The sequence below is a fragment of the Flaviflexus sp. genome (assembly GCF_041440645.1).
Lineage (GTDB): Bacteria > Actinomycetota > Actinomycetes > Actinomycetales > Actinomycetaceae > Flaviflexus.
In genome coordinates, this window is the sequence record NZ_JASDVN010000028.1 from 18,700 (window position 1) to 25,024 (window position 6,325).

General features: G+C 60.6%; 5 protein-coding genes and 1 tRNA gene. 3 read left to right on the forward strand and 3 right to left on the reverse strand.

Annotated elements, in window-relative coordinates:
• Positions 1-146: 146 nt before the first annotated feature.
• Positions 147-815, reverse strand: a complete 669-nt coding sequence (locus QMB98_RS03875; RefSeq protein WP_371684343.1) for a YggS family pyridoxal phosphate-dependent enzyme — start codon at positions 813-815, stop codon at positions 147-149.
• Positions 816-827: 12 nt separating this feature from the next.
• Entirely contained in the window at positions 828-3,542 is a 2,715-nt protein-coding gene (locus QMB98_RS03880) for a DEAD/DEAH box helicase (protein ID WP_371684347.1), read from the reverse strand.
• Between the two features lie 85 nt (positions 3,543-3,627).
• Here QMB98_RS03880 and QMB98_RS03885 point away from each other — a divergent pair.
• A tRNA-Lys gene (locus QMB98_RS03885) sits at positions 3,628-3,703 on the forward strand.
• A 130-nt stretch (positions 3,704-3,833) separates the two neighbouring features.
• Here QMB98_RS03885 and QMB98_RS03890 read toward each other — a convergent pair.
• The gene (locus QMB98_RS03890; protein WP_371684348.1) at positions 3,834-4,283 is read right to left on the reverse strand and encodes a transposase; all 450 of its coding nucleotides are present in this window, start codon (positions 4,281-4,283) and stop codon (positions 3,834-3,836) included.
• Between the two features lie 93 nt (positions 4,284-4,376).
• Between QMB98_RS03890 and QMB98_RS03895 the strand changes: the two genes are divergently transcribed.
• Both QMB98_RS03895 and QMB98_RS03900 read left to right on the forward strand, forming a co-directional pair.
• The gene (locus QMB98_RS03895) at positions 4,377-5,336 is read left to right on the forward strand and encodes a hypothetical protein (protein WP_371684344.1); all 960 of its coding nucleotides are present in this window, start codon (positions 4,377-4,379) and stop codon (positions 5,334-5,336) included.
• Positions 5,333-6,217 (forward strand): hypothetical protein, encoded by an 885-nt coding sequence (locus tag QMB98_RS03900; RefSeq protein WP_371684346.1) that lies wholly within the window; start codon positions 5,333-5,335, stop codon positions 6,215-6,217. The genes QMB98_RS03895 and QMB98_RS03900 overlap by 4 nt, the downstream gene beginning before the upstream one ends.
• Positions 6,218-6,325: the final 108 nt, after the last annotated feature.

Consider the following 6,325-nt stretch of genomic DNA (forward strand, 5'->3'; position numbering starts at 1 on the left):
CCCCCCCCCCCCCCACCACAACGTCCTTCAATCTTTCAATCTTTCCATTTTTGGTTTCCAACCCGGGCCTTGAAGCCTCTGACCAAGAGGTTGACATAGCTGATCCAGTTCGGTGCCGAGTTGCTCGAGCAATGGAAAAGGGAAACCTACGGCCGAGGTCGCTCCCCAAAAACCTGTCTGCCCACCCGGATCATGGTGGAGCCCTCCGCGACTGCAATCCGCCAGTCACCGCTCATTCCCATGGACAGTTCCGTGCACGAGGAGTGGCCGCGCTCGCGGAGGGTCTCAGCAAGCTCCCTCGTGGTTGCGAATGACCTGTGGATCTCAGTCTCCTCGGGAACGTTGGCTCCGATCGTCATGAGTCCCGTCAGCGTGAGGTGGGGGAGCTGGGCAATGCCGTCGGCCAGTTCGAGAGCATCCTCGGGATTGATTCCGTACTGGGATTCGGCTCTGGCCGAGTTCACCTGAATGAACACGTTGCGTGAGACTCCGAGGCTCTCGCACATCGTGGAGAGCCGCTTCGCGGTCTTCATGGAGTCCACGGTCTGGATCGTGTCGGCAAAGCGTAGCGCGGTGCGTGCCTTGTTCGATTGGACGTGGCCGATCATGTGGACCTCGTGCGGGATCCCGCGTTCAAGTGTCTCCTCGGAGGCCTGAAGCTGCTGGATGATGTTGTGGCCCAGCAGGTCGGCACCAGCCTCAAGCGCCTCGGTGATGGCTTCGGGGGTCTGATGCTTGCCTGCGAGCATGATACGAACGCCTTGACCGGCCTCGTCAACCTCGGACTTGAGGGACAGGTACCGCTCCGCGATCATGGTGCTCCTTAGCTAGACAACGTCTCCGGTTTTAGCAAGAGAGGCAACGAGCTCATCCGCTTGCTCGCTTGCACCAACATCGACAAGAGCCACGAACTCGACGTCATTCGAATCCTCACCATCGTCAATGATCTGGTGAACGATCCAGATGTTCTTCGAGGCGGCCTCCTCAGCATCCGTCTGCGTCAGACCAGCATCGACAAAGTCCGCGACGTCCGGATCCTCGTTGAAGGTGATGAATGAGGAGGAGCGGGAGTTCGTATCGGTTCCCAACCACTCGTGATCCGTAAAGTAATCGTCAAGGAACTCGTCCCAACGATCCCCATCCAACGCCACAGAGGGCGCGTAGACGCGAGGATGGGACATGCTGGCGAGTCGATCCACATCCTCGTCCGCCGCGGCCTCCACAAAGCACCATAGCCAGTTCCTGACCCTCGTGCGGAAGGCGTGGATGTTGGCAGTGATGGGAACCGTGCCGTCCTCGCGGGCACCAAAGGCTCGCTCCGTGCCGCCCTGCGGGATCCTCGTGTGGTTCATGATCTCGGCATCATCGATGATGCCGTCGGCCAGGGCCTCCCATTCGGCAATGAGGGAGGAGTCGACGGAGCGTACCAGTTCACCGAGCCAGGTGATGATGTCGGAGAGCTCATCGGTCAGGCTATCCTCGGGGATGATCTGACGGAGCGCACGGTAGGTGTCTGTTAGGTACCGGAGAACAACGCCCTCGCTGCGCGCCACATCGTGGCGGGAAATGAGGTCGGAGAACGTCATGGCGTTCTCCACCATCTCCCTCACAACGCTCTTGGGAGACAGCTCGTACTCCATGACCCACGGGTTGGTTTGACGATAGGTCTCGAGGGCGGGAACCAGGATCTCAGCGAGCGGCTGAGGCCACGTGATCTCGTCAAGGCGGGCCATGCGTTCGTTGTACTCGAGCCCCTCCGCCTTCATCGCCGCCATCGCCACATCGCGTTCCTGCTTGCGTTGAGCAATGAGAACCGGCCGTGGGTCCTCCTGCACGGACTCGATGATCGAGACGACGTCGAGAGCGAATGTTGGGGACTCCTTGTCGAGGAGATCCAGGGCGGCAAGTGCGAACGGGGACAGGGGAGCGTTCAGTGCAAAGTCGCTGGGTACCTCGCGAGCAAGAGCAATGGCGGGCTCCCCGGGGTGAGCATCCCGCCAGTCACGGTCGTGATGAACGATGACACCGGCCGAACGCAGGGACGTGTAGATGTCGACTGCCTTGCGCAGGAGCGGGTTCGATGCCCTCTTTGGCTCGTAGTTGTCCGTCAGGAGCTTGTAGACCGTCTTGACCGGATCTCCCGGCCTTGCCAGGATCTGCAGCATCATCGAGTGGTTGATGGTCATGCGGGACTCGAGGGTCTCCGGGGGAGAGCTGATGAGCCTGTCAAAGGTTGATCGCGTCCAGTTGACCTGCCCCTCGGGAGCCTTCTTCTTGACAGGTTTCTTTTTCTTCTCTGCCGCCTTGGCCTCCGCCTTCGCATTCTCGATCTCGTGCTCGGGAGCCTGAACAACGACCTCACCCATGGTGTCAAAGCCCGCTCGACCAGCACGACCCGCAATCTGGTGGAACTCGCGCGCAGTTAGCTGCCTCTGCTTCTCGCCATCGAACTTGGCAAGGCTTGTGAGAAGCACGGTGCGGATCGGAACGTTGATGCCGACACCGAGGGTGTCGGTCCCGCAGATGACGCGGAGCAGTCCCTGCTGGGCAAGGCGTTCGACCAGGCGACGGTAGCGGGGGAGCATGCCGGCGTGGTGGATGCCGATGCCGGCGCGGAGAAGCTTGGACAGCACCGCACCAAACCCGGGACCGAACCTGAAATCTCCCAGGGCCTCCGCGATCTGAGCCTTCTGCTCCTTCGTTGCAATGGCCACGGACTGAAGCTCGGTCGCGGCATTGATCGCCGCCAACTGAGAGAAGTGCACAATGTAGACGGGTGCGCGGTGCGTGGACACCAGTTCCTTCACTGTTTCCGAGACCGTCTCGAGTGAGTACGTGAAGGTCAGCGGCACCGGACGTTCGGCATCATCGATGATTGACACCTTGCGCTCCGTGCGCCTGCCGAGATCCTCCACGAAATGGGTGGTGTCGCCCAGGGTGGCGGACAGCAGAACGTGCTGAGAGTTCGTCAGCTCCAGGAGGGGAACCTGCCACGCCCACCCACGATCCGGTTCCGAGAAGAAGTGGAACTCGTCGGCGATCACGACGCCAGCATCCGCGTCCTTTCCTTCACGCAGCGCCACGTTGGCAAGGATCTCTGCCGTGCAGCAAATGATGGGTGCATCTGCGTTGATCGTGGAATCGCCCGTCACCATTCCCACGTTTGCTGCCCCGAACAGCCCGATGAGGTCGAAGAACTTCTCCGACACCAGGGCCTTGAGCGGTGCCGTGTAGTAACCGGAGCGGCCCTCGGAGAGCGCAACGAACAGCGCCGCCATCGCGATCATGGACTTGCCGGAACCGGTCGGGGTGGACACGATCAGGTGATCGCCCTCGAGTGCCGCCAGAAGTGACTCTTCCTGGTGGGGGTAGAGGGACCTGCCCGTTGACTCCGCCCATCCAAGGAATGCCTCGTACACCGCATCGGCAGGCGGATCATCTCCGTAACGATCGGCCAGATCGTCGAGGGCGTCGTTCAGAGGGGCGAGAGATTCAGTCACCTCTTCAGATTGCCACACATGGCGAGCATCCGTGCCGACCATGTCCTTTGTGTACGAGTTCACAGCCAAAATACCCCTTATCAGTTTGATCAATCTGAGAGGGGCAGAGTATTGTTATTTCTTGCGCGCACCGTTAGCTCAATTGGTAGAGCAACTGACTCTTAATCAGTGGGTTCAGGGTTCGAGTCCCTGACGGTGTACCAAGTGAAGATCCTGGCTTCGGCCAGGATCTTTCATTTTACCCGCAGGATCACGTGGCTGCGACAGGTTCCATCGAGACGCCGCATGCGGAGATGGAATGTGGGCTCTTCGGGTTTTGGCGGGGTCTGGAGGTTATTGGATGGTGATTGATTTGAGGAGTCGCCAGTTGGGTTTGCCTGCGTAGAGCAGGGCCCGGATGCGATAGTTGTGGAAGTTCCGGAATCCGTAGCCGACTCGTTTGACGCGTTTGATGTGGTTGTTGAGGGCTTCGGTCGGTCCGTTACTGGTGTGTGCCAGGTGGTAGTTGACGATCTTGCCAAACCAGGTTGTCAGGGTCCGACCCAAGCGTTGGATCTCGGGTGGCATGGCTGGTTTGAGGCAATGTGTCACGAGCTCGGCTACCATCTGACGAGCCTGGCGAGGGTGGGCATGCTGGTAGAAGTCAGGCAGGCGTTCTTTGACTTGGTAGGTGATTGCGACCTCCCCGTCGGGATCTCCTAGCTCGAGTAGCGAGCTGCGTCGTTCCTGGGCCAGGGGGTCGGGGTTGCTAGAACAGTGAACGAGGCGGCGCTTGTTCCGGATTCGTCGAAGACCCTGTCCGAGGGCGCGGTTGTGCCGTGGCAGATGTTTGGCTTCAACGTTCAATCCGAGATTGTTTGAGAGTATGGCGTCCGCGTGGACGGGCCGTGGCTCGAGCTTGAGGACTGGGAGAAGGACAGCGTTCTGGATAGTCCCGAAGAAAAGAAGCACATCACGGTCACGAGCAAAAAGTGGCTCCGCGAGCTCGACTTCACGTTCCGCAACGCGCGCCCATCTGTAACGAAGGAGCTTGAGCGCGCCAACAGCGAAAAGCGTCTCTCCCGGGTCAGCAGTTTTCTCAAGGAAGGAACCTGCCCAGCCCGCTCTGGGAGCAGGCTCTCGGAGGCGGCACGTGCACCAGAGATAGATGGAGTGAACCTTGCGCAGGCCTCCGCTATTGCCCTGAGCGATCTGCTCGACTGGGTTCGAGCTATGTCTGAATCCCTGCTCGGGGAGATGGGGGAGATGGCGGGGTTGCTCGTGGAAACCATGGAGAACATGGGAAAGAGGCTCATCGACCTCGAACTCAGTTACCTTCCTCTCGATCGGTTCAGCTCAACCCTGTCGGCGGGTGAGAGGCAGAGGGCTCAACTCGCCAGGTCCGTTCGCAACAGAACAACCGGGGTCCTGTATGTGCTCCATGAGCCCTCCATCGGCATGCATCCCGCCAAGATCGATGGCCTTCTGGGTGTCATGAGGGACCTGTTGGAGGACGGGAACTCCGTTGTGTTCGTCGACCACGACGTGCAGGCCCTCCGGCAGGCAGACTGGCTCATCGAGATCGGGCCGGGATCGGGCACCGGTGGCGGAGAGATCATCGCCCAAGCCAGGCCGTCCGAGCTCGGCCTGTCCTCCAACTCGCAGCTGGCTGGCTTCCTCACGGGTGAAGATGCGGTTCACGTGCGTCCCGCGATCAAACCCGAGGAGGTTTTCGAGGCGGGTGAGCTTCGCATGACAACGAGCCAGAAGCATACGGTCCACCCCTCGATGTCAGCATCCCGCTCGGCCAGCTCATGGCGATCACCGGTGTCTCCGGCTCCGGGAAGACAACTATGATACTCGATTCCCTCGTGCCCGCACTGAAGGCGCAGCTGTCTGCGGATGTGCCCATGCCGGACCACGTCACCTCCATTGATTCCCCGGAGGGACTGACAGTAGATGTTGTCGATGCAACCCCCATCGGCATCAACGTTCGTTCCACGGTCGCGACTTACTCGGGAGTCATGGACGAGCTGCGCAAGGCGTACGCGGAAACGAGCGCAGCGCAGAGCGATGGCCTGACAGCCTCGGACTTCTCCTACAACACCGGTTCTCTTTCGTGCTCGCGGTGCGAGGGAACGGGAGAGGTTTCGCTCGATGTTCAATTCCTTCCCGACGTGGATATTGTCTGCCCCGAGTGCGAGGGCGGCAGGCTCCTTCCCGCGGCTGACAAGTACGAGAGGAACGGGATCTCGCTCCCGCAGCTACTTCGCATGACAGTGGCGGAGGCAGAGGAGCTGACCTCAGATCTGCCGAAGGTGCGGCGCAAGCTCCAGGAACTGGGGAACCTGGGACTCGGATATCTCGTACTCGGACAGGCAACTCCCGCACTCTCGGGTGGTGAGGCGCAGCGCCTCAAGCTCGTGAGCCACATGAGAGGCAGGAAGAGCCAAGGACTCGTCGTTCTCGACGAACCCAGCGTCGGCTTGCATCCACTCGACGTGCGCACGCTCCTGGAGGTGTTGCAGAAGCTGACCGACCGCGGCATCACCGTTGTCGTGATCGAGCACGATCTCGACCTCATCGCCAGCGCCGACTATGTCATCGACATGGGTCCCGGCGGGGGAGAGCAGGGTGGCCGCATCGTCGCCACTGGCACGCCCGAGCAGATTGCGGACCACGCCGACTCGATCACCGGGACGTATCTCGCCCACCATCTCGGGTGTGGAGCGAGGTAGGGGCGCGCGCTCGCGGTCGAGAAAAAAGAATCTCTCACTGCGATGTCTCTTGTCGCCAACAAGGTGCTTGCTCCATCCCTGTCGCGCGTCAGACTATGTGGCAGGGGT